The sequence below is a fragment of the Bacillus thuringiensis genome (assembly GCF_001455345.1).
Taxonomy (GTDB): Bacteria; Bacillota; Bacilli; order Bacillales; family Bacillaceae_G; genus Bacillus_A; species Bacillus_A thuringiensis_N.
In genome coordinates this window covers 1,736,966-1,762,005 of sequence record NZ_CP013274.1, presented here as the reverse complement: position 1 = coordinate 1,762,005, position 25,040 = coordinate 1,736,966, and the positions used below count along the sequence as shown (strand labels likewise).

Sequence of the window (25,040 nt, the reverse complement as noted above, 5' to 3'; positions counted from 1 at the left end):
AATCTACTACTCTATTTCTTTACTAATTCTTTCGGTGCATGAATCCAGCTCATCATTTCACGAAGCTCTGCCCCTACTTTTTCCAACTGATGATTTTGCTCTGCCTTTTTCATCGCATTATACGTTGGACGTCCTGCTTGATTTTCTAAAATCCATTTCTTTGCAAATTCTCCTTGCTGGATTTCTGTCAGAACACGCTTCATTTCTTTCTTCGTTTCATCTGTAACAATTCTCGATCCTGTTACATAATCCCCGAACTCTGCCGTATCTGAAATAGAATGGCGCATGTTCGTTAAACCACCTTCGTACATTAAATCCACGATCAACTTTAATTCATGCAAACATTCAAAGTATGCAATTTCAGGACGGTATCCGCCTTCTGTTAATGTTTCAAAACCAGCTTTCACAAGTGCAGTTACCCCTCCGCAAAGTACAGCTTGCTCACCGAATAAATCCGTTTCGGTTTCTTCTTGGAATGTCGTTTCAATTACACCCGCACGTGTACAACCTACACCTTTTGCATACGCCAACGCTACATGTAGCGCTGTTCCCGTCGCATCTTGATGCACTGCGACTAATGCTGGAACACCATTTCCTTCTTGAAATACACGGCGAACGAGATGACCTGGACTTTTTGGCGCAACCATCGCTACATCTACGTAACTTGGCGGATTAATTTGGCCGAAGTGAATGTTAAATCCATGTGAGAAAAGTAACATTTGTCCTTCACGAAGATTTTCTTCTACTTCTGCTTTATACACATGAGCTTGCTGTTCATCTGGCAATAACATTTGTACAACTTGCGCGGTTCGAACCGCTTCTGAAACAGACATTACTTCAAATCCATCTGCTTTTGCTACTTCAAAAGACTTACCTGGTCGAACACCAACTACAACTTCCACACCAGAATCACGTAAATTTTGCGCCTGTGCATGACCTTGAGATCCATATCCAATTACCGCAACAGTTTTCCCTTGTAATAAATCTACATTTGCATCTTGCTCATAATACGTTTTCATATTCCATACACCCCTTATAATGTATTTACTTGCAGTACATCAATTAATTTTTTCAACTGACTAACGAGTAATGTCGCTTCATTTTCAGTACAAACTGCTGTGAGTTTCATTTCAGAAACACCACTAGTATCTCTTTCTTTTAAATCTAAAGAAGAAATATAATAACCACGCCGAGCAAAAATCCCACTTATACGTAATAAGACGCTTGGCTCGTTATGAATAACGAGTGAAAAAGTATGACTCATTCTTCCCACCTCTTCATAATCATTTCGTTATTCCCTTTGTTTGGCGGAACCATCGGAAATACGTTTTCACCTTCTTCTACACAAAAATCAACTACGACAGGACCTTCGTGAGCAAATGCTTCTAACATCACTTGTTTCGCCTCGATTGAATTTGTCGCTCTTAATCCTTTCACTCCATAAGCTTCTGCCACTTTCACAAAATCTGGCGATCCAATTTTTGATTCTGACAAACGATTTTCATAAAACATTTCTTGCCATTGCCTTACCATCCCTAAAAATTTGTTATTTATAATAAATACTTTTACAGGGATGTTATTTTCAGCAATTGTTTGTAGTTCTTGAATGTTCATTTGAAAAGAGGCATCACCTGCAATACAAATGACGAGTTCTCCATCTTTCGCAAGCTGAGCACCAACTGCTGCCGGGAAACCAAAACCCATCGTTCCTAGTCCACCAGATGTAAGGAACGTCCGAGGTTTTCTCGCCTTATAGAAATGAGCAGCCCACATTTGATGCTGACCTACTTCTGTTGTAACAATCGCTTCACCATTCGTTAATTCACTTACTAAGTTGATCACATGCTGTGGTTTTAACTCAGATTCTGTTTGCTCATATGAAAGTGGATATTCTTCTTGCCATTTCTGCACTTTCTGAATCCATTCATCTGTTTGTGTATGAATAGACATATGTAACAGCATGTGTAATGCCTTTTTCACATCACCCACAATTGGATACTCCACAGTTACATTTTTATGAAATTCCGAAGGATCTATATCAATATGTACTTTTTGGGAATGCGGAGAAAATAGTTCTAATTTCCCTGTTACACGATCATCGAAGCGGACACCTAAAGCAAGTAGTAAATCACATTCTGTTACTGCCATATTTGCAGCGTACGTTCCATGCATACCGAGCATTCCTAAAAATAACGAATCTCCCGGCGGATATGCACCAAGTCCCATTAAAGTGGAAACGACAGGAATACGATTTTCCCTCGCAAACTGAATAAGTTCATCAGAACCACCCGAATGAATGATCCCTCCTCCAATATAAAGAAGTGGACGTTTTGCTTCGGAAATTACTTTAGCTACCTCTCTAAGCTTCCTACTGTCTGGCATAGGCTCTAATTTGTACCCTGGAATCTCAATTACTTCATTATAAAAACTTGTTACCTTTTCATTTTGAACATCTTTTGGAATATCAATTAATACGGGTCCTGGTCGCCCGCTTTCGGCGATGTAAAAAGCTTCTTGTACAATACGTGATAAATGATTCACATCACGAACTTGGTAATTATGCTTCGTAACAGGTACTGTAATCCCGACAACATCTGCTTCTTGAAATCCGTCTTTTCCGATGAGAGGTTTTGCAACTTGCCCTGTAATAACAACTAAAGGAATCGAATCCATATAAGCATCCGCTAAGCCCGTAACTAAATTTGTTGCCCCTGGTCCAGAGGTAGCAAAGACTACCCCGATCTTTCCAGAAGCTCTCGCATATCCTTCTGCCGCATGAATGGCAGCTTGTTCATGACGAGTTAAAACGTGATTCAAACCACTTCCATATAACGCATCGTATACTGGCAAAATCGCTCCGCCCGGATAACCGAAAACGGTCGTTACACCTAATTTTTTCAAACATTGAATAACATGTCCGGCACCTGTCACATCTTCACACTGTAATTTCTCACGTGTTGTATGCTGCTCCATTTTAATTAACTCCTCTCCCTATCTACAGTAAGCTCTCCGCCAGTCCCGGAACACGTACGCCTCTTTCTCTCGTTAACTTTTTAAATTCCTCTGTCAATTGTTTCGTTACACTTCCTGGTTTCCCATCTCCAATTTCTCTTGAATCAACTTTTACAACTGGAATTAATTCTGCTGCCGTTCCTGTTAAAAACACTTCATCCGCTACATATACGTCATGGCGAGTGAATGGTCTTTCCTCACATGGGATACTCAGTCGCTCACATAACTCAATAACACTATTTCTCGTAATGCCTTCTAATGCCCCTAAATATGACGGAGGTGTTAACACTTTTCCATCTTTCACAACGAAAACATTATCTCCAGATCCTTCACAAACATATCCTTGCTGATTTAACATAAGAGCCTCTAGCACTCCTGCTTGTGCTGCTTCAATTTTTACAAGTACGTTATTTAAGTAATTCATTGACTTAATACGTGGATCTAATGCATCTGGCGTATTACGTCTTGATGCAACAGATACAACACTTAGTCCATTATCATAAAATTCCTGTGGGAATAATTTTAATTGTTCTGCAATGATAATAACGCTCGGTTTCACACAACTTCTCGGATCAAGTCCTAAGTCCCCTTTTCCTCTTGAAACAATTAAGCGAATGTAGGCATCTGCATACTCATTTTTTTGAAGTGTCTGTAAAACTGCTTCTTCCATTTCGTCAACTGTCAGTGGGATTGTAAGTAAAATAGATTTTGCCGATTCGTATAATCGTTTTACATGTTCTTTTAAACAAAATACATTTCCACCGTAACTACGAATCCCTTCAAATACACCATCTCCGTATAAAAAACCGTGATCATATACTGAAACAACTGCCTTTTCTTTTTCTACAAACTCCCCATTCATATAAATATACTGGTTTCCCATCTCACATCGCTCCTCTTTTTTCTCTCTATTTTTGCAATCTATTTCTATATCGATTGCTGAGATGAGTTATTTTAACAGAATATTCAGTATATAAACCTTAAAAATATACTCGTCTCAACAATCGATTACATACATACTTGTAGCAATCCATTGCTGAGACGAGGGAATCGCGGTACCACTCAGCTTCCTTACACTTCTCACGAAATGTAAGCTCTGCAAGTCCAATTAGACTTTTGCTTTTCTATCGGAAACAACTCCGCTACTTTTTACTATTTTCAAAAGTAGTGCTCCGAGGTGATCTTCAATGATTCGATTGTTACCACCCTCACAGCCTTGGAGCAGCTCTCTGAAACAATGTATATCATTTACTATCCTCTTCTACGCATTCTCTTATTCTATTTTTTAAAATAAAAACTCTCGCCTCAGCAATCAACTACTACAATTTAGTAGCTTTGATTGCTGAGGCGAGAGTTTCGCGGTACCACTCAGCTTCCTTATACTTCTCGCGAAATATAAGCTTTGTAGGTCCAATTAGACCCCCGTCCTTTTACCGGAGACGATGCCGTCGCCCTCTACTCAGTTTCCCTTTCGCAAGCGATGCTCCGAGGTGATCTTCAATGATTCGATTGTTACTACTCTCACAGCCTAGGAGCAGCTCTCTGAAACGATCATAACCATCTACTTTCCTCTTCTTTGCATATGCAACATATAAAGTTAGAAAATTGTTAATTAACTTTTATTTGTTAAACGTATTATAGGACGTTGTTCTTTTCATTGTCAACATGTTTCCAGAAAATATTTTTAATAATACATATATTTTTGAATCTTTTTTATTGCGCAATAAAACTTTTTGTATAATACTATATAAAACATATATATTTAGGAGGATTACAGCAATGTCCGAAAAAACATACGAACTCGCAACCTTCGCAGGCGGTTGCTTTTGGTGCATGGTAAAGCCATTTGATGAACTTCCTGGTATTCATAAAGTACTTTCCGGCTATGCAGGTGGTCATGTAGAAAACCCTACATATGAACAAGTAAAAGCTGGTATATCTGGTCATTTAGAAGTTGTACAAATTACATTCGATCCTTCTATTTTTCCATATGAAAAATTACTAGATTTATATTGGCCACAAATTGATCCAACTGATGATGGCGGACAATTTTTTGACCGCGGTCCATCTTATCGCACTGCTATTTTTTATCATAATGAAACGCAAAAAGAGCTTGCTGAAAAATCAAAACAAGCTCTTGCAGAAAGCGGTATGTTTAAAGAGCCAATCGTAACTGAAATTCGCCCGGCTGCACCTTTTTATGAAGCCGAGGAATACCACCAACATTTCTATAAAAAGAACCCAGAGAAATATGCTACTGAGCAAAAAGAATCTGGCCGTGAAGACTTTATAAAAGAAAATTGGCAAAAGAAATAATAAAAACGCATCGTGCTTTTTTCAAAGTGCGATGCGTTTTTATTTTTGATAAAAGTACCATACAACGATAAAAACAAAAGCTGTTAATGTCCAAAGTACTATCTCGTTTTTCACTCTACTCTTTTTCTTAGTCATTTCATCTCCTCCTAATAGCAATACAATTTATTTAAGATTTCCTTTGTTTCATTGTCCACCTTATATACGTGAATACATCCTTACAAATTCTTATAACAAGACCACCAATGATTCCAATTGCAATTGAAATTACTAACGTCTGTCCAAAACTAAAAGTAGTTGTGTATGTTATGTAGAGAACAACGCATACAAGTAAAACATCCGGTAAAGAAAGCAAAAACTTTTTAAGCATTTCTTCAGCTCTCCTATGTTTTTTTATACATTATATCTCTTAAAAAGGAAATCTATTACCATTTTCAAAATAAAAGACCTCCAGTTTAAGCACTAGAGGTCTTCCATTTCATTTCTTCAATCGCTCAATAAAATCCTGTAATTTATCAAGTGACTTCATATTCTGATTACAAGCTACACCATCTTTGCAAATATAGTTTCCCTTTTTCACAAAAGTTCCTGGTACATCACCTTTAATTTCAACTAAAAACATCCCAACTTCTTCATGCCCATGACATAATGAACAAATACTCTTTTTATTTAAGCTTTGGAATGTTCCTTGCAGACCAACAAACTTATTTTTTTCATTTTTCGCTATAATAAATTTCCTGCTTGAACCTTTATCAATCCAGCTTAAATAAGATAATTCTTTCATATCCATTTCTTCCATATCAGGAAGTTTCAACTTTTTCGCTTTAGGAAATAATTTTTTTAATGTTTGCGCTGTAACTTCCTGAAACGGAATGACATACGGATTTATTTTCGTTAAAAATGATTCTGCATCTTCTCTATTTTGAACTGTTAATACGGTATCAATTAACTCTTTCTGTTCATCCGTTAAATTCTCAAATACATGTATTATTTTTTCAATCGCTAATGATTTTAACGCTTGAATGACACCTCTATCATTTGCCGTTGCGTGCCCATTTGCTAAAATATAAGCTTGTGATTTTATAAAATTATATTGATCACTTCTAATAAAAGCTTCCACCTTTATCACTCCATACAAATTGTTGATCTAGTTTTATTGTATACAAAGATTCAGCTTTTTTATATGTAAAAGATGATTTAGAATAGAATTTTACCAAAACTTACAACCTACTGCTAAACTGTAAACAAAATATATTAACTTTCATTCTTTATCAGAATATAAAAGGGACCTTCTCAAAATATCCCCTATAGGTCACTTCCATCACATTATATATAAAATCCTTCTTCACCTATTTCTTGTTTCATTCCCTATTTTGAACTACCGATTATTACTGTCAACAGCGAATTAAAGATTTATTTTTTAAGTTAATGTTATTGTGTGATAGAACACTCTCCCTCAAATGGCTTTAACTAATCTTCAATTACAACCATATGTGTTTATCTATCTACCAAGGTTGTATTAATAAGTTCTGCTATCTCCTTATATGAATCTTTAATAAAAAAATGATCCCCCTTAAAGAATTGATATTCACAACCATTTTGAACATATTTATCCCATAAGAGAATATTTTTTTTAGAGATAGTATCTTCTTCTCCAGCTAAAACTGTAACATCACAACTTATTTGTAAATTACGAGGTTTATAATTATATTCATCTATAGCTAAAAAATCTGCACGAATAATTGGAACGACGATATCAAGTAGCTCTTGATTATCAAAAACTTCTTTTGGTGTACCGTTCATACTCCGTATAAAATTAATAAACTCCGAATCTGACATTTTTGCAACCCCTCTGGATTCCCTTTTAACCCCAGTCGGTTCACTGGCTGCTATAAACATATGTTGTGGCGGCTTAAATCCATTTTGTAATAGTTTATAATAAAACTCGTACGCAATTATACTGCCCATACTATAACCAAAAATTGCATAGTTTTGTGGTTGAATTTTATTAAACCACAGTAAAGCATCATTTACCATCTCATCAATAGTAGTAACAGATTTTTCTGCAAAACGAGTCCCCCGTCCTGGTAGTTCCATAGCAACAAACTCTACCTTTTCAGATAAAAACTCATTAATCTCATTGTAAATATTGGAAGAACCACCTGCATAAGGAAAACAAATTAATTTTATTTTTTTCATGGTATCTTTATACTCTCCCTTAAAAATACACTTGATTCTAAAAAAATAATTTTTTCAGTTTTTTTAAAACTTGCTGCCGATAGAATATAATTTTCATCAATAATACATTGTTCAAATTGCCATTTACGATATTGTTCAATAGAATTTGCTTGAATAATTTTCACATTAAGATTATCAATACAAACAGAAAAAGATTGCAAGCTCTTACTTAGCCCCTCTCCAGTGGCTTTAACATAACATTCTTTCATGGTCCATATTTGAAAAAATCGCTTTCGCTGTTCACTTATTTTTATGGGCTGCATAATGTAATCATATTCGTCTTTAGTAAAAAAACGTTTTGCAATCTCCAAATCAATTTCTTGTATCCCTTCAATATCAATGCCTACGGGCTCTTCATCTACTATACATACAACCCATCTCCCAGCGTGCGATACATTAAAATGTACGTTCTTTGGAAAAATTAAAATCGGCTTACCATTTTTTCCAATCCTTTTTTCAACTTCCTCTACCTTGCATCCGCTAAATTTATGGACAGCATATTTTGCTAATACATCAGCAAAAATACACCGGATAGCATCTTCCCTTCCTCTAAATCTTTTAACCCTACATTGTCTCTCATGTGTAAGTTTTGTTAGTAACTTGTTGTATTGACTCTGTTCTATATTAAAATCTAACTTTAATGCATAGATTATTGAATTTGCCCCCACATTTTAACCTCCCATAAAATATCAAAAAACAAAGGGAAACCTCCTATGAATACATAATTAGTAGCAACCCTAAACGTGATTGTTTAGACTTTTTTATAACACCACAAATTATAAATTCAACCATCTAATTAATCCCTTCTATCATTTTTATCTAATTTACATGTAATGACATATCGACATTATACTGAGATTGAATTACTATTGTTTTCATTATTAATTCTCTTCAATACCCCTTGTCTTCGGGTCAAAATAATAATAACCTCTGAATATTTATGATAGGTTTAGTAAAGACTGCTCTTACTGCTACCCGTTAAAAAATTATGATAGAAATTCCAAAACAGGAATAGAATACAAGAATGATAGGAATGCCCTTAAATAGCCTTAAGTACTTTTACCCTGCTCATAATAAATGTAAGTATTACCATAATAATTCCACATACCATAGGTAATAACCACGGATATACTCTATCCACTAAAGCTCCCCCAATAACTGCACCTAACGGTGTTAACCCCGTAACAAAAGTGAAAATAACTCCCCTTACCCGACCTAACATTTCATTGGGTACATTTTTTTGCAGTGATACTGAAAAAGGTATATTATATGCAACTGAACTCACAGCAAGAATTATTAATATAATTATCGAAATTTTGAAATACAAATTCGTATCAAGAGTTACTATTTTAGTACATGTTAAAATCCCAGTAAAAAGCATTCCAAATGAGGCTACTGCTATACAACTCATTATCCTTTTATAATTTTTTTTAGATTCTGGCAATAAATATGTAATAACAGAACCAACGATCATTCCTAAAGGAAACATCGCTTCTAGGATACCTAGTTGGCTAGATGATACTTCCCAAACATTAACAGCTATATATGGAACCGTAACTGTAATGCCAATTATAAAGAACATATTAAAAAATATTGTAAAACTTCCTAATACAACTAACCATGTCTGGGATCTAATATACGCTATTCCTTGTCCTAAATCTTCAAAAAAGCTATTTTTCACATTATCGTTACTTGCTTCATTATTTTTTTTGTCAATGCCGTCTATCTTTTCTTTAGCTTTAAAATCAATAAAAATATTAAGTAATCCTGTGATAATAAACGATAATCCATTGATTAATAAAAATAGCTTAATGTTAATCAATGCAAAAACCGCTCCCCCGATACTTGGTCCTGCAATTGATGAAATTGACACTACAGCCTGATTTATTGAATTAATTTTCGTTAACCTTTTTTCATCTACCAAATTCGGAATAGACGCCTCTAATGGTGTTTCCGAAAAAGTACTACACGTTGCTAATAAAAAAGTAGATATATATATATATATTAATCTCAAACTATCATAATTACTTACTGCAAACAAAGAAATAACAACCAATCCACTTAATAGATCCATCATTATTATTAGTTTTTTCCTATCAAATCTATCTGTAACAACACCTGAGATTGGTCCCAATATAACTCTTGGTAAAGTTCCTAACGCTATAGTAATTGCAAAATTTAGACCTGATCCTGTCAATTTTAATATATACAATCCCATGGCAAAAGTATAAATACTAGTTCCAAGTAATGAAACCAATTGACCCAGTACAAGGAAAGACATGTTTTTCCCAACCATTCTATCAATACTTTTTTCATCTAAAAGTATTTCATTCCGTAGCATCTTTTCCATAATACTCCTCTTTCTGAGATTATTATAAACTTCAATACTCCCATTTTATTCAATCTCTTTTATCTTCTAAATTTTTCTATCTTCTGATTCCTCCCACTTGCCTTCAATATTCATTACCAATTTCTATCCTTTAAAAACTTATATACAATTTCCTCTCTTTCTTTTAAATTACCTACCCCAAATTTGTCTAAACTTAATTCCCCATCAGTTCTTCCATCTTTTAAATAGACTATTCTATTTCCTCTAGTAGCCGCTTTTATGTCATGAGTTACCATAACTATACTTTGTCCTTCATTATTAAGTTGCGTTAATATGTCTAAAACTATATTTCCCATTGATGAATTCAGTGCTCCTGTTGGCTCATCCGCAAAAATAATTTTAGGTTCATTTATCAATGCTCTAGCTATCGCTGTTCTTTGTTTTTGCCCTCCAGATACTTCCGATGGGTATTTATAAGTATCATTTTCCAATCCTAATTTCTTTAATAGAGATAATGCTTTTTCATTTACCGATTTTTTGCTTTTTAATTTACCATAACCATTGTAAGCCACATTTTCAATTAAATTCATATCAGGTAATAAGTTAATCCCTTGAAATATAAATGCTATTTCGTTTTTTCTGATATTTGCAATCTGATCCTCACTAAAAGAAGTGATATCTCTCCCCAATAACTTTACCTTCCCATCACTATACTTATCCATTGTACTTAGCGCATATAGTAGTGTGGATTTCCCTGCACCTGAACTTCCCATTATAATTGTAAAATCACCCTCGTATATCTCCAAATTCAAGTTATTTATGACATCTAATTTTTCTTTTCCCATACTAAAGCTTTTACACAAATTACTTGTTGCTATAATAGGTTTCTTCATCTTCTTATTCCTCCATTAATTCTATTGCATTTATACGTTCTATTCTTAAAGTACCAATAAATGCGAATAATAACATTACAAAAAATGTAACGAAACAATATAATATCGTCTTTGTTAGTGAAAAAATTATAGCATTAGGACTAGTTATTACTAGCTCAATTAGTGGTTTTGATATTATTTCATGCATACATATAGCTGCAGCTATACCTACTAATGTTAATATCGCAATTCTCGAAAGGATTCTTACTTTAAGAAATCTACTTGTAAACCCTAATGCTTTTTGAATACCAATTTTTCTTCTTTCGTCCATCATAATTATTGAAATAATAGTAATAATATTTAAAGCACTAAGTATAAGCATAAAAACTGAGATTATTGTTACTACTGGTGGTACCATTGAAGTCATATCTTTTAGTAATTGATTATAATTTCCCAAATCAGCTTGGACAGATGTGCCTTTGAATTTTTTTTCAAAATCTTTTTTAAAATCATCATAGTATTTTTGATTTTCCAATTGAACTACAATTGTATTGTAATCAGGTTTAAAGTTATAATGTTTCATAGCCTCATTTAGTAGCCTCACATTACGTCCTCCATATTTAATGCTACCAAAAGAACCTACAATTAAAAATTCTTCATCTCTACCATTAATTTTAAAATTCATTTTGTCCCCGATTTTCAAATTCGTGTCACTCAGCATTTGAATACTTACATTTATCTCATTAAATTTTCCAGGCAATCTCCCCTCATATATTTCAAAACCTAAATTATCATAAGCAGAAAAAGATTCAATTGCATAAACGTCCAATGCACCATACTTCTCACTATCATATTTAATATAATTTCCAGCATTTAGATATAAACCATATCCATAATTTTCAACCTTTCTGTCCTCATTTAAATAATTCACTATGTCATTTTCCATTTCTTGAGATGTAATATTTGTATTTATTGTGGCAGTTGTTTTATGAAGATTTAGCCATATGTTTGCATTCTCGTTTGAAACAGCAAACATATGATTTGTATTTATAAAAAGTAAAGTAGTAAACATGTATATTGTTGTTATTACGCACACGTTTAATGATAATCTTCTATCCTTTAAAATATCATTAATTGATAACGCAATAGGATTATTTGTATTTCTAAATAATACCCAACTTCGGTTACCACCCTTTGGATTGCCCGTCATTGAAATTGCTTCTATTGGTGATATTTTCTTTATTTTCCTTAATTCTAAAGTCACAAATAGTTGAATAATAACATTAAAAAATGCAATTATTATTCCACCTATGATCAAATATCTAATATTATATCCAAAATCCCCTAAATACTTCAGGATATTCTTTTGTAAAATATAGGCTGCTGGAAAACTAATGGCAACACCTATAGTAGTTGAAATAACACCTACAAATAGATAAGCTTTGCTATATATCTTCTTGATTTCTGATGCCTTAAATCCCAATGCTTTATATGTTCCTATAGATTTAACCTCTTTCTTTAAATTGTTTCTCAAAGTAAACATCACTACAATAATTCCACTTATTAAAGTTAATATACCGGCTAATGTCATAACAACAGATACTAAACCAGTATCTGCAAGCTGATTTAATATTAGATAATACTTTTCCATATAATATTCATTACTTGCAAAATTATCATGAATGTATTTAGTCACATCTTCTTTTTCACTTGCATACTTAAAGACAGCAAATTCTCCTGTAACTTCCTTATCAAACAAATTAACATCTTTTTCATTTATATACATTATTTTGGCAGGGTTAGCTAAAGACGCATTTTGTGAATCATTTATTATTGCTGAAACTTTAAACTTACTTCCATTCGCTTTATCAATCTCTATAATATCATTCAATCTAAGATCTTTCTTATCTGCTAATATTTTTGAAATCCAAATTTCTCCATGCCCTGGAGAGGGATTATTCTCCCCCTCTAAAATCGTTAGTTTCCAATTCAAGTCTTTAATATTTTTTATAGATATAATAAGGTTTCTATCTTCATTGAATTTTTCATTATTCAATTTATTTATATTCATCGATGAGTACATCGCCTTATATTCTTGCAAATCTTTTATTATTTTCCCTTCGCTCGCTTTTTCTTCTAATAATTTCATTTCCTTTTTGGATGAATTAAATAAATATACATCTGGAAATTTTGGATTACTATAATAATCTGTTATTGAATTATTTATATTATCTATAAAAATACGCGATGTTGAAAGTAGACTAGATGTAACCATTAATATCACTGCAATTAAAAAGAATGATAGTTTGCTATTTTTGATTTTTTTCTTCCACATTATATAATTTTCTCCTTAAATATATTAGATTCCCTCTAGCTTTAAATCTTCAATACACCAACTCTGGATCAATTTTTTCTAACGTTACATCATTAATGACATTTTCCAATATATCAATGAACATAATTAATTTATTTTCACTTAAATAGCAATTAACCCCTCTTTGCGTTCTATATTCTTTTTCATACTTGGAATCCTCATCCGAATTGAATAATTGCGCCATTTTATAATCTGCATCATATACTCCTAGATAATTAAATATTGGTATATCAAAATCAATAATCTTAGATTGATTTAATATTCGATTTATCACTTTATATTTTTTTGATAATTCCCTATCTTTCATTATCGTTAAAAAATTCACATTCTTTTCGCCTGCTAAGTTAATAATGTTTTTAATATTATCCAAATTAAAATTACCATCTTGACTAATATATGGAACTATATCTAAAAATTCTCCAATTACTGCGAAGTAATTTTTTTCTCCATATCTCCTTCCCATATTTAAAACACTTACTGGCACATTCACTATGTCTAAGTTCTTTTTATAAATTTCTACAAATTTCTCAAAAGCAAATTCCCATATTTGATCTTGATTATTTAATAGCTCACTAGGCACCTCAAATTCAAGCTTTTTAAAAACTAATTTATCTTTTATTTCAGCTAACTTTTCATTATAAATTAGACAAGCTTCCAAAAATTCATTAAGGTTAAATTTCTTTATTATATCTTCTTCTCTAATTTCTTTAGGACCTCTTTTAATTTGATTTATATAATCTAAATATGTTGCTTTTGATTCTGTTAACAATTTTTCACTACCATAATTCATATACTCTTTTAATATTAAATTTTTTACTATTTCTGAACTCATACCATCAAAGATTAAATGGTTTACCATCATATATAAAACAAATCTATTTCTTGCGTTTTTAACTAAGATAAAAGCATAATAAATTTTGTTTTTTACATAATTACCATTTTCATGAACTTTAGCACTTATATCTCTAATTACTTCCTTTAGTACAAACAATCTTTTATCTTCCTCTATTTTACTTAAATCTAGAAATGGCAAATTCACATTTTCTATCGCATCATATTCATATAAATACATCTCAGGTTGCATTTCTACTATTGCCGCTCTTAACATCTCTTCTTGATTTATCAAAGAACTTACTGCATTTTCCAATCTTGATATATCGACTTCAAAATTAAGTTCTACTTTTGTTGCTGATTTTGTCAGTCCTATTTTCCGACTTAACTTTTGTATTTCTGCCAATTTATATTTATTAATAATATTCCGATTTATTATTTTTTCAGTAAATTCACTGTATTCTCCATTCAATTTATTCCTTGCCAAGTTTACATACTCTTGTATTTCCTCCTTATTTTTATATACATCAACGATAACTAATTCATTATTTTTCTCATCATCGTAATTATTTGTAACATAATTGTTGCAAATAGACTTTATATCCTGATACATAAATATGTCACTTATTTTAATATGTATATTTTCTTCTTGAAGTATCGAGGCTATCTTGATAGCATTTAATGAATTCCCACCTATGCTGAAAAAATTATCGTTTATACTTATTCGGTTTCCCCCTAATACCTGTCTCCATACTTTTACTAATATTTTTTCAATTTCATTTCTCGGTTCTTCAAATACTTCTCCTGTATTAGTCCCACTATTTGGTGCTGGCAAAGCATTTCTATCTATTTTCCCATTTGTTGTCAAAGGCATTTCACTTAACACTACAAAATACGATGGTATCATATAATCGGGTAGGTATTGTTTAAGTCTTTCCCTCAACTCATTTACATTATAATTTTTTTCCGATACATAATATGCGCATAAATATTTATTTTCATTATCACCTTTATCCAAAACTATGACTTCTTTTACTCCTTCAATTTCCAACAATCTATTTTCTATCTCTTTAAGCTCTATTCTAAATCCTCTTATTTTAACTTGATGATCTATCCTTCCTAAAAACTCAATATTTCCATCTGGTAACCATCTTGCTAAATCTCCTGTCTTGTACATTTTTTTTCCTAGTTCAAATGGATTTTCTACAAATTTCTCATTCATTAAATTTTGGTTATTCAAGTATCCTCTGGCAATTCCATCTCCACTTATGCATAACTCTCCTGCAACCCCGATAGGTAGTAATTTATGATACTTATCGACTATATAAACTTTTGTATTCTTTATAGGTTTTCCTATCGGAACGGTCGTATCTTCTTCATTTTTATACTCCCACATAGTTGCACAAATAGTATATTCTGTTGGTCCATAGGCATTAATATACCTACTTTTTTCAGAAAGTTTACAAACCATGCTCTTCTTCGCTTCACTTCCAGCTGTTATTATCATTTCCACTTTAGATTCATTAAAATTTAGTTCACTAGCTATAAACGGTGGTACTGTTAATATATTTATCTCCTTATCCTTTATATATTGACTTAATTTTATTGGATTCATTATTACTTCTTCTGTAGTTATATGCAATTCTGCTCCAAATAAAATACTCATGTATAATTCCCAAGCAAAAGCATCAAAAGATATACTTGCAAATTGCAATATTTTCTTGCCATTGTTTATTCTTAAATCCCTTTGAAATGTATTCGTTAAGTTAATTATCCCCTTGTGTTCTATCGCAACCCCCTTAGGGTTTCCAGTTGTTCCAGAAGTATATATTACATATGCTAAATTTTTACTATTTGATATTCTATTAAGGTTGTTATTATCCCCTTGACCTAGCTTTTCATTGTTCAAATTTATTAATTCGCAATCAAAATTTCCCATGTATAATAAACTACTTTGTGATAATAATATTTTAACTCCACTATTTTTTATCATATATTCTATTCTTTTTTGTGGATATCTAGGATCAATTGGTAAGTATGCTCCATTAGCCTTTAATACTGCCATTAATCCTATAACCATTTCTATCGACCGTTCTGCCATAACGCCAACTATTGTATCTGGGCCAACACCTTTTTCTATTAGCACTCGTGCCAGTATATTTGCTCTTCCATTAAGTTCTTTATACGTTAATTTCTTATCTTTGTAACTTATTGCTATATTATTAGGAGTTTTTTCTACTTGTTCTTCAAACAATTGATGTATCGTCTTATTATTCGAATATTCAATCTCCGTATCGTTGAATTCAACTAATAACTCTTGCTTCTCTTCTTCGCTTATTATTTCTATTTCTTTTATTTTGACTGATACATTTTTAATGATAGCATTTAATACATTCACAAAAATCTTTGTAATTACATTTATATCAGCGGATAATGATCTATCCCAGTAGTTAAAATTTAACCCTATATCATTATTACTTTTATCTATAACTAAAGTAATATCATTTTCACTTAAGTTAAAAATAGTATCTATCTGATTGATACTATGAATGTTTTTCATACAACAATATACATTAACCTTATTATAAACATTTTTTGATTCATATAACTCTTTAACATTGTGAAATTGATATATATAAGCATCTAAAATTTCTTTTTTTGTCTTAATTACTTCTTCTTTAAATAAACTTTCTTGATTTATTTTATTAGATAAAACTATAAACGAATTATTACTATCTATACTACTTGACTTAATATATTGTGGAATGCCAATAAAAAACTTTTCACTTTGTGAATATTTTGTCATCGCCACTTTAAGTACTGTTAATATAAACATATGTAAAAGCATGTCATCATTTTTACAAAGTTTTAGTAAAAACATCGTGCTTTCTGCATCTAATTTCAATTCCACCTGCTTTTTATTCCTTTTATCTCCCTTAAATTTTTTGTTGAAAGTAATTTTTTCATATTCTTCACATATAATTTTATTCCAATATTCTTTTCCCTTCATACTGTTATTCATAAATCCGTTATCCCCCTTCTCATTTACATACTTCAAAACACTATCTCGAAAATTCAAATGATTCTGATATTAAACCGAAACTATTGATCCCACATTACATATTCACCTGCACGATTATCACTTTCTATACAACCTTCATCTCGAATGTCCCACATCCCAATTAGTTCTTAAAGTTGTAATGCGCTTCGACCAACCTCACTTATTTGGGATGTGAAACAGTTTCTTCATTGATTTTATATTTATCTTTGAGTAGATGAACCAATCACCGTAATTGTTACGCTGATTGGTAACATAAATTTGCAGATACACCTAGTATTAAATAACAAAAATTTCGTATATATCTACACAGTTTACATCGAAAAGTCAAACTCATTTGAATTATAGTAGTTAAATTCCTCTTTATACATTTGTTTCTCTTCATTAGTCAACAACTCTATATCACATATTTTTCTATCTAAATAAATAGTACTCGTTAATTCCATTAAATCTTGGAGTAATTGAGCTATTCTTTCTATCGTTTGTTTATCATATAAATCAGCTATGTAGCTCAATTTAAAGTGAAGTTCCTCATCACTTTGATAAGTCTCTATCGTCATATCAAACTTTTCTATATTATCATAATTATTCAAGTCGTATGTCCTAAACGTTATACCATCTAATTCCATGCTAGTTTCTTCAAAATTTTGTAATACAAATATTACATCAAATATCGGATTTCTATTTAGCGAACGTTTAGCACCTACCTTGTCAACTAATTCTTCAAATTGATACTCCTGATTTTCATAAGCTTTTAACGTCTTCTGTTTAACATTTTCTAAATATTCCCTAAAGGTTAATTCACCTTTAACAACGGTCCTTATAGCCAAAGTATTTACAAACATTCCTACTACGTTTTCTATATCTTTATGATTTCTACCAGCTATTGGTGTTCCTACTACTATATCTTCTTGTCCACTAAACTTTGATAATAATATATTAATATTAGACAATAAAATCATATACAAAGTACTTCCCGTTTCTTTTGCTACTTTAGTTAAACTGCTCGTTATTTCTTTATCCAAAATAAATTGTATACTGTTCCCCTTCAAACTCTTCACTTCTGATCTAGAATAATCAGTAGGTAAATTTAAAGTTGGTATAGTCCCACTAAACTCATTTAGCCAATATTCCTCTTGACTTTTAAACTCTAATGTCCTTTTGCTATCTTGCTGCCATGTAGAATAATCTTTATATTGGATTCTTAGCTTTTCTAACTTTTCATTTGCATACAAAGTAAGGAACTCTTTCGTTAGAATGGCCATTGAAGTTCCATCCGCAATTATATGGTGCATATCTAGCAACATAACACATTTGTTTTCTTCTAACTTTATAATTGACACTCTAAATAAGGGGAACTTTTCCAGATCAAAAGATTTTATAAATCTTTTGATCTCCCCTTTTAATTTTTCATCTCTAGTTTCTTCACTCGTATCACTAATATCAATTTTATCAATATTAAACTGAAGTTCATCTACGTTATGAATTCGTTGTAATATTTCTTGATTTTCACTATAAAAAGTTGTCCTTAAGGTTTCATGCCTCTCTATTAAATCCAAGAATATTCCATCAACTTTTTCAATTTGAAAATCACCAACAATTTCTAAAGCAATCGGAATATTATAAGCTATACTGCTTTTATCAAATTCTTGTAAAATATACATTCTTTTTTGAGCTGATGAGACTGCATAATAATCCTTTTTCCCAACTAGACCCATGGATTGATATGCCCTTTTACTAGAATTTCTTATATATCTACTAAGACTTTTTATATTTCTTAATTCAAAAATTTCTTTCAATGGAACTTGTATATTTAACTCCTGATGAATTCTACCAACTAATTTTGTTGCTATTAAAGAATGTCCACCTAATTCAAAAAAATCATCATTAATCCCTATATTTTTTAGTTTTAGGACATTTATCCATATAGTTGCCAATTGATTTTCCAATTCATCTCTTGGAGCTTCATATTGCGATCCTGTATGAATTTCTCCTTCTGGTTCAGGTAAAGATCTCCTATCAACTTTACCATTTGATGTTAAAGGCATTTCCTTTACTCTTATAAAATATGACGGAATCATATAGTCTGGTAAATATTTATTTAGGCTTTCCCTCAATTTCGCAACACTATACTCTTTTTCAGCTACATAATACGCACACAAATATTTATTTTCATTTTCTCCTCTAGCTAATACTACTGTTTCTTCTATTTGTTCTATCTCTAGCAATCTTCTTTCTATTTCATCAACTTCTATTCTAAAACCTCTAATTTTAACTTGAGTATCTATTCTTCCTAAAAACTCAATATTACCGTCTGGTAACCATCTTGCTAAATCACCCGTTTTATATATTTTTTCTCCACATTTATATGGATTTTCAACAAATTTCGCTTTTGTTAATTCTTCATTATTTAAATATCCCTTGGCCAATCCGTCTCCACCAACACATAATTCTCCTGGTACACCAATTGGGACTAATTTATTATTATTATCTAAAATATAAGCAGAAGAATTCGCTATTGGTTTCCCGATAGGTAGTGTTTTAGTTGTTTGACTTATTTCATAACATGTTGAAAATGTTGTATTTTCAGTTGGACCGTAGCCATTAACAACTTTAAGATTCTCGGCATGCTCCCTTGCCATTATTACATGTTTTAAGGAAACTACATCCCCACCTACCAATAAGTATTTTATATATTTAAATAACCCCTTATTATCTTCAACTAATTTATTAAATAGCGGTGACGTTAACCACAGTATAGTTATTTTGTTATTTGTTAAATACTTTTCCAAAATATTAGCATTTAATATTATTTCTTTGCTTACCAAATGTAAAGCTGCACCATTTAATAGAGCTCCCCAGATTTCAAAAGTTGATGCATCAAAAGCTATTGAGCCCGTTTGAAGTATCCTATCATCACCCTTAATTTCTATATAGTTAGTATTTTTAACAAGCCTTACTACATTTCTATGGGTAACTTCTACACCTTTAGGGTTTCCAGTAGTTCCTGACGTGTATATAACATAAGCTAGATTATTACTTTTATGTGAGAATTGAAGATTTCTACTATCTTTACTAAATAAACATTCATTACTTAAATCTATTACTTCACAGCCAAAATCATTGCAGCTTTTTTGAGCATTTCGAGCCAATATTATTCTGGTTTTACTAGCTTCTATCATATATTTTATTCTGCCTTGTGGAGATTCTAAATCTATGGGTAAATACGCCCCTCCTGCCTTTAGTATAGCCATTATTCCTACAATTACTTCAATAGAGCGTTCAGCTATTATTCCTACGATTACGTCTGGACCTACCCCTTTTTCTTTTAGGATCCTTGCCAAAGAATTAGATTTTTCATTAAGCTCTCTATACGTTAGTTTTTTCTTCTCAGCCACCACAGCAATATTATCTGGTGTCTTTGTCATTTGTTCTTCGAATAGTTCATATATGGTTTTGCCTCTCGGATACTCTGTTACCGTATCATTAAAATCTACCAGTAATTCACATTTTTCACTTTCTCCTAATATTTCGATATCTTTAAGTTTAATTCCTGCATTTCTTGATATCCCTTCCATTATATTTAAAAAATGACCTATCATTCTTTCTATAGTTTCACGTTTATATAGACTAGTTGCATAGCTTATATTAAAATTAATTTCTTCACTTTCCTCTACCGCATTTATTGTTATATCAAACTTTTCAACATCATAGCTTACATCGTAAGGCTTAAAAATTAAGTCCTGTACCTCTATATTATCTTCATCCATATTTTGTAGAACAAACATTACATCAAATAACGGATTTCTATTTAATTCTCTATTCACATCTATATTTTCAACTAATTCTTCAATTTGATAATCTTGATTTTCATAAGCATTTAATACCTTGTCTTTAACAGACTTCAAATATTCTTTAAAATCCAACTCATTATCTACATTAGTTCTTATTGCTAAAGTATTTACAAACATACCAATTATATTTTCTAAATCTTTATGGTTTCTTCCGGCTATCGCACTTCCAACTACTATATCGTCTTGCCCACTGTATTTAGATAACAAAATGTTAATATTAGCTAGTAAAACCATGTACAAAGTGCTGCCAGTTTCTTTAGCAATCCTTCTTAATTCCCCTGTCATTTTCTTATCTAGAAGAAAACTTATGCTTTCACCTCTAAAATCTTTTACTTTTGGTCTAGTATAATCGGTATACATATTTAATACTGGGATTTCTCCACTAAACTCTTTTAACCAATATTCTTCCTGCTTTTTAAATTCTTCATTTTCTCTTTGCTTCACTTGCCATGCTGAATAATCCTTATATTGTACCTTCAATTCTTCTAAAGCTTCGCCGGCATATAACTGGCTAAATTCTTTTGCTAATATACTCATTGAAACACCGTCTGATATTATGTGATGCATATCAAACAACATAATATGTCTATCTTTCTTCAGACATAATACAGTAACTCTTATTAAAGGAGCCTTCTCTAAATCAAATGGATTTACGAATTCCTTAGCTCTTTCTTTTATTTCTTCCTCACTTTGAACATCTATTTTTTCTATTTCAAATTCCATATCTTCTGCTGCGTGTACTTTTTGTACGATTTTATCTTCTTTGGCATAAAAACTTGTCCTTAATGTTTCATGCCTTTTAATTAATTTTGTAAATGCTTCAATTAATTTATTTATATCCAGGTGACCTTCTACTTCCAAAATCCCTGGCATATTATACGAAATACTATCTCTATCCAATTCTTTGAGTAGATACATTCTTTTTTGTGCTGAGGATGCTTCATAATATTCTTTTTCTTCTACTTTTTCTATACCTTCGTATTGTTTTTTATTAACGGTTAAAATATACTCACACAGGCCTTTTATGTCGGACAGATTAAATATTTCTTTAAGTGGTACTTCTACATCCAACTCTTTACGAATTCTTCCTGCTAATATTGTTGCTTTTAAAGAGTGTCCTCCTAAATCAAAAAAGTTATCATTAATCCCTACTTTCTCTAGCTTCAGTACGTCACACCAGACATTTACTAAAATTTCTTCCATTTTATTTCTCGGCGCTTCGTATTCATTTATACTCTCTTCCAGCATCGGCTTAGGAAACGCTTTTCTGTCAAGCTTTCCATTAGGGGTTAATGGCATCTTTTCCATTTGTACAATGTAAGGCGGCACCATATATTTTGGCAAATGATCTCTTAAATAGCCTTTCAAATTTAATTCTTTAATATCTTTATTTCCTACGACATACGCACATATATATTTTTCACTTTCTTCAGTTTCGCTTGCTAAAACCACTGCTTCATTAATATTTTCATGTTTTAATAATTTATTTTCTATCTCTCCAAGTTCTATTCTAAAACCTCTTATTTTAACTTGATTATCTATTCTTCCTAAAAACTCCACATTCCCATCAGGCAGCCATCTTGCTAAGTCGCCCGTTTTATACATTGTTGTTCCGACTATAAAAGGATTATCAATAAATTTCTCTGCGGTTAACTCTTGATTGTTATAATATCCTCTTGATACCCCTGCACCACCTATATAAAGCTCACCTATTACACCTATAGGTTGAACCTCATAAGCTTCATTCAATATATAAAATTTAGTATTATGCATCGGCTTTCCTATCGGTGTATTAATCAAACCCTTAGGAATATTCTGTGTTTTTTCCTCGTAATAACTTGAATCTATTGTTGCTTCTGTTACTCCGTAACTATTTATTATCCGCATAGTTTTTCCATATTTCCTCGTTAACCTTCTATAATCCTCTATAGAACAACTATCCGATCCTAATATTAGTAATTTCAAAGTACTCAATTCCAACTGTCTCTCGCCCACATGATCCATGAATATTGAAATTAAACTTGGCGTTGATTCAAATATACTTATTCGATTTTCTTCAATTATTCGATATAACTCTTCCATATTTATTTTTATATCATTTGGACATATATACATTGTACCTCCAGTTAATAAGCTCCTACACAAATCTCCTGAAAACACGTCAAATGATATACTCGCCATCTGTAATAAATTAACATCAAATTCATTTAATTGATAATGACTTGTCCAACTATAGACCATGTTTACTAAATTACCTTGTGTTACCATTACACCTTTAGGTTTCCCAGTAGTACCTGATGTATATAAAACATACAATAAATCTTCTTGTGTATTTATTATATCTAAATTTGATTTATCGTTAATAAACACACTCTCTTCATCTATATTTATAATTTCACAGTCCAAATCAACGTTATCTATAAATTTTGATTCTGTTATTATTAAATCCACATCACTATTTTTTAATATGTAATTTACTCTTTCTTTTGGATAATCAGGATCTATTGGCATATAGGCCGCACCAGACTTAATAACACCTAGCACTCCCACTATCATTTCTACAGAACGTTCCAACATTACAGCTACAACAGTTTCAGGCAATATAGCTTTTTTTCTTAATTCTCGCGCTAGACTATTTGCTTTTTCATTTAATTCCTTATAAGTTAATTTATTTTCCTCAAAGACTGCAGCCACTTTATCTGGTGTTTTTTCTACCTGTTCTTCAAAGATTTTTTGTATCGTTATATCTCTAGGGTAACATGCATCAGTATCATTAAAATCAAATAATATTTGATTTTTCTCTCTTTCTGATAATAACTCCAATTCTGATAATTTTATATCTCCATTTTTTAACAAACTATTTATGATATTATCTAATTTCTCTGTAAACCCTCTAACTATATCCTCATTCACTACCAAACTATTAAAATCAAATTTAAATTCAATTCCATCAAAAGTTAATATTTGCAAACTTATATTATAATTATTTTTTTCAATCATAGAAAACTCTTCTATAGTCAAAGCTTTATTTTCACTTATAGTTAACGGGTAATTTTCTACTGTAACTACTGAATTAAAAAGTTCTTCATTAGTTTTTAAATTAAGATATTCCTTTATATCAACTAAGGGTGTATTTTCAAAATCTTTTCTTTCACTAAGGGTTTCATCAACACGTCGAACTACATCAATTAATGAATCTTCATCCTTTGATTTCACTACAATTGGAATAATATTGATAAACAAACCCACCATACTATCTATATTTCTAATCTTATCAGTTCTACCTGATACTGTTGTTCCAAATATGGCTTCTTTAGAATCACTAAATTTTTGCATTAAAATTCCCCAAGTTGTATATAATAACGCCGCTAAAGATACCCTATTCTTTTTTGAGAACTCTTCAATCTTACGTGCAGTTTCACTATCTAATTTATACAAAATTTCTTTGTATTTACCTTTTTCTTTCCCTTCAAAGCAGCACCGTACTTCGTTTAATCCATTAAAATAATAGTCCCAATATTTTTTATGATCATTTTTATTCAATTTTGTAGTGTAATTGACAAATTCACTAAATTTCGTCTTTTTTAATTTTTGAGGCCTACTTCCATCATAAAAACAAGAATATGCATCAAATAACTCTTTTAATATAATTCCATTACTCCAACCATCATATAAAATATGATGGTTAGTTATAATCATTTCATATTTATAATCTTCTAATTTACACAAGTAAACCCTTAATGTTTCCTTTGTTATATCAATTCTTGTGTTTAAATCTTTCAACTTAATTTTTTCGACTTCTCTGCACTTCTCTAATTCATTAGTAAAATCAAAAGAATGTATTGTTATCTCGTGATTCTTTTTAACTATTTGCACAGGACTTTCGATACCCTTCCATCTAAAAACAGTCCTCAGCATTTCATTATTTTCCACTACAAAGTTCCATGATTTTTCCAATAAATCCAATTTGATATCACCAGAAATGATCAAACTTAATTGCTCATGACACTCCCTACTATCTGCATCCATAACGTAGGAAAATAACATACTTTGTTGTAAACTAGTTAACCTCATAATATTTTCTATATTTTTTTTATCTAATTTTTCCATATTATTATAATCCCCTATAATTTAATTAATACCTTTATAAATACTACCA

Annotated in this window: 14 protein-coding genes and 2 other annotated features; of the genes, 1 reads left to right on the top strand and 13 read right to left on the bottom strand. The window is 31.3% G+C overall.

Translation table 11 applies throughout. The annotated features are described in order from the left end of the window. Window positions 1–11 precede the first annotated feature (11 nt). From ilvC to ilvE, 4 genes are read right to left on the bottom strand one after another with little or no spacing between them, the layout of a single operon-like run. Window positions 12–1,019: a ketol-acid reductoisomerase gene (gene ilvC, locus ATN06_RS09320; RefSeq protein WP_060630393.1), complete on the bottom strand. Its 1,008-nt coding sequence runs from the start codon at window positions 1,017–1,019 to the stop codon at window positions 12–14. Between the two features lie 14 nt (window positions 1,020–1,033). Continuing rightward, window positions 1,034–1,264 (bottom strand): ACT domain-containing protein, encoded by a 231-nt coding sequence (locus ATN06_RS09315; RefSeq protein ID WP_060630392.1) that lies wholly within the window; start codon window positions 1,262–1,264, stop codon window positions 1,034–1,036. After that, the gene (gene ilvB / locus ATN06_RS09310; RefSeq protein WP_060630391.1) at window positions 1,261–2,973 is read right to left on the bottom strand and encodes an acetolactate synthase large subunit; all 1,713 of its coding nucleotides are present in this window, start codon (window positions 2,971–2,973) and stop codon (window positions 1,261–1,263) included. The genes ATN06_RS09315 and ilvB overlap by 4 nt, the downstream gene beginning before the upstream one ends. 22 nt (window positions 2,974–2,995) lie before the next feature. Then, on the bottom strand, window positions 2,996–3,895 hold the full coding sequence (gene ilvE, locus ATN06_RS09305; protein WP_000528132.1) for a branched-chain-amino-acid transaminase: 900 nt from the start codon (window positions 3,893–3,895) through the stop codon (window positions 2,996–2,998). A 151-nt stretch (window positions 3,896–4,046) separates the two neighbouring features. Next, window positions 4,047–4,285, bottom strand: a binding site (T-box leader). Window positions 4,286–4,352: 67 nt separating this feature from the next. Beyond that, window positions 4,353–4,598, bottom strand: a binding site (T-box leader). Between the two features lie 193 nt (window positions 4,599–4,791). On the opposite strand from ilvE, the gene msrA reads away from it, so the two are divergent. Continuing rightward, complete coding sequence (gene msrA / locus ATN06_RS09300) at window positions 4,792–5,328, top strand: peptide-methionine (S)-S-oxide reductase MsrA (protein ID WP_060630390.1); 537 nt, start codon at window positions 4,792–4,794, stop codon at window positions 5,326–5,328. A 166-nt stretch (window positions 5,329–5,494) separates the two neighbouring features. Here the strand turns inward: msrA and ATN06_RS09295 are convergent, their stop codons facing one another. From ATN06_RS09295 to ATN06_RS09255, 9 genes are all read right to left on the bottom strand, one after another. Beyond that, window positions 5,495–5,695, bottom strand: coding sequence for a hypothetical protein (locus tag ATN06_RS09295; RefSeq protein WP_060630389.1), 201 nt, complete (start codon window positions 5,693–5,695; stop codon window positions 5,495–5,497). A gap of 108 nt (window positions 5,696–5,803) precedes the next feature. Then, window positions 5,804–6,445: a FusB/FusC family EF-G-binding protein gene (locus ATN06_RS09290; protein WP_060630388.1), complete on the bottom strand. Its 642-nt coding sequence runs from the start codon at window positions 6,443–6,445 to the stop codon at window positions 5,804–5,806. Between the two features lie 377 nt (window positions 6,446–6,822). Continuing rightward, on the bottom strand, window positions 6,823–7,524 hold the full coding sequence (locus ATN06_RS09285; RefSeq protein WP_060630387.1) for a thioesterase II family protein: 702 nt from the start codon (window positions 7,522–7,524) through the stop codon (window positions 6,823–6,825). Further along, entirely contained in the window at window positions 7,521–8,231 is a 711-nt protein-coding gene (locus tag ATN06_RS09280; protein ID WP_060630386.1) for a 4'-phosphopantetheinyl transferase family protein, read from the bottom strand. Before ATN06_RS09280 ends, ATN06_RS09285 begins: the two co-directional genes overlap by 4 nt. Before the next feature lie 371 nt (window positions 8,232–8,602). Further along, window positions 8,603–9,913 carry an MFS transporter gene (locus ATN06_RS09275; protein ID WP_199887150.1) on the bottom strand — a complete coding sequence of 437 codons (1,311 nt, stop codon included), beginning with the start codon at window positions 9,911–9,913 and terminating at the stop codon, window positions 8,603–8,605. Window positions 9,914–10,026: 113 nt separating this feature from the next. Further along, the gene (locus ATN06_RS09270; protein ID WP_060630385.1) at window positions 10,027–10,785 is read right to left on the bottom strand and encodes an ABC transporter ATP-binding protein; all 759 of its coding nucleotides are present in this window, start codon (window positions 10,783–10,785) and stop codon (window positions 10,027–10,029) included. A gap of 4 nt (window positions 10,786–10,789) precedes the next feature. Continuing rightward, window positions 10,790–13,099, bottom strand: a complete 2,310-nt coding sequence (locus ATN06_RS09265; RefSeq protein WP_060630384.1) for an ABC transporter permease — start codon at window positions 13,097–13,099, stop codon at window positions 10,790–10,792. Between the two features lie 49 nt (window positions 13,100–13,148). Next, entirely contained in the window at window positions 13,149–16,991 is a 3,843-nt protein-coding gene (locus ATN06_RS09260) for a non-ribosomal peptide synthetase (RefSeq protein WP_060630383.1), read from the bottom strand. Window positions 16,992–17,341: 350 nt separating this feature from the next. Next, the gene (locus ATN06_RS09255; protein ID WP_060630382.1) at window positions 17,342–24,991 is read right to left on the bottom strand and encodes an amino acid adenylation domain-containing protein; all 7,650 of its coding nucleotides are present in this window, start codon (window positions 24,989–24,991) and stop codon (window positions 17,342–17,344) included. Window positions 24,992–25,040: the final 49 nt, after the last annotated feature.

Excerpts from the sequence above, each read along its gene's own strand:
- ilvC (WP_060630393.1), bottom strand. The coding sequence starts at position 1,019 with ATGAAAACGTATTATGAGCAAGATGCAAATGTAGATTTATTACAAGGG.
- ATN06_RS09315 (WP_060630392.1), bottom strand. The coding sequence starts at position 1,264 with ATGAGTCATACTTTTTCACTCGTTATTCATAACGAGCCAAGCGTCTTA.
- ilvB (WP_060630391.1), bottom strand. The coding sequence starts at position 2,973 with ATGGAGCAGCATACAACACGTGAGAAATTACAGTGTGAAGATGTGACA.
- ilvE (WP_000528132.1), bottom strand. The coding sequence starts at position 3,895 with ATGGGAAACCAGTATATTTATATGAATGGGGAGTTTGTAGAAAAAGAA.
- msrA (WP_060630390.1), top strand. The coding sequence starts at position 4,792 with ATGTCCGAAAAAACATACGAACTCGCAACCTTCGCAGGCGGTTGCTTT.
- ATN06_RS09295 (WP_060630389.1), bottom strand. The coding sequence starts at position 5,695 with ATGCTTAAAAAGTTTTTGCTTTCTTTACCGGATGTTTTACTTGTATGC.
- ATN06_RS09285 (WP_060630387.1), bottom strand. The coding sequence starts at position 7,524 with ATGAAAAAAATAAAATTAATTTGTTTTCCTTATGCAGGTGGTTCTTCC.
- ATN06_RS09275 (WP_199887150.1), bottom strand. The coding sequence starts at position 9,913 with ATGGAAAAGATGCTACGGAATGAAATACTTTTAGATGAAAAAAGTATT.
- ATN06_RS09270 (WP_060630385.1), bottom strand. The coding sequence starts at position 10,785 with ATGAAGAAACCTATTATAGCAACAAGTAATTTGTGTAAAAGCTTTAGT.
- ATN06_RS09265 (WP_060630384.1), bottom strand. The coding sequence starts at position 13,099 with ATGTGGAAGAAAAAAATCAAAAATAGCAAACTATCATTCTTTTTAATT.
- ATN06_RS09260 (WP_060630383.1), bottom strand. The coding sequence starts at position 16,991 with ATGAATAACAGTATGAAGGGAAAAGAATATTGGAATAAAATTATATGT.
- ATN06_RS09255 (WP_060630382.1), bottom strand. The coding sequence starts at position 24,991 with ATGGAAAAATTAGATAAAAAAAATATAGAAAATATTATGAGGTTAACT.